Consider the following 518-nt stretch of genomic DNA (forward strand, 5'->3'; position numbering starts at 1 on the left):
TCACTTTGCTTGCTGTAACGGGAGACAGTAGAAACATTCCGTCCAATTTGAACATCAAGTTCTTCTCTGGCGACGTTTGACCTGGATATTTTTTTAAATAAAGCCTGTAGATTATCTATAAAACAATTCACTGAGTTAGAGATATGGCCTATTTCATCTTGGCGATTAATATTAATTCGTTGGGTTAAGTCCGCATCATGACCTGCCAAATTCTCCACTAAATTCTTTAACTTAGATAGCGGGTTTAATTGAAAATTAAGAATTATCAAACTAATAACCAGCATAATAAAAGCGCAAAGTGACATATACTTTGTAATATCTTGGTTTATACCATCGATAATCTTTTTGATATATCTGTAGTCAATATACGAGCGTAAATACCAATTTGAACCAGCAACAGTAACAACATCAGTTTGCTTTAATTCTAAATTTAACTTTCCAGTTGAATAAATAGAATTGCTTTGTTCATCGAGTAGTTCAAAGTAAACGCCTGGAACACTATAGCGCTGTATAAGTTC

1 protein-coding gene is annotated in these 518 nt (G+C 33.4%); it reads right to left on the bottom strand.

Features of this window, described 5'->3' with window-relative positions; genetic code table 11:
• Positions 1–518, bottom strand: a 518-nt coding sequence (locus tag R7Z49_RS27585; RefSeq protein ID WP_318112846.1) for a methyl-accepting chemotaxis protein, incomplete at both ends; no start/stop codon positions are given.

The sequence above is a fragment of the Vibrio sp. 1562 genome, from assembly GCF_033340155.1.
In the GTDB taxonomy this organism is placed as follows: Bacteria; Pseudomonadota; Gammaproteobacteria; order Enterobacterales; family Vibrionaceae; genus Vibrio; species Vibrio alginolyticus.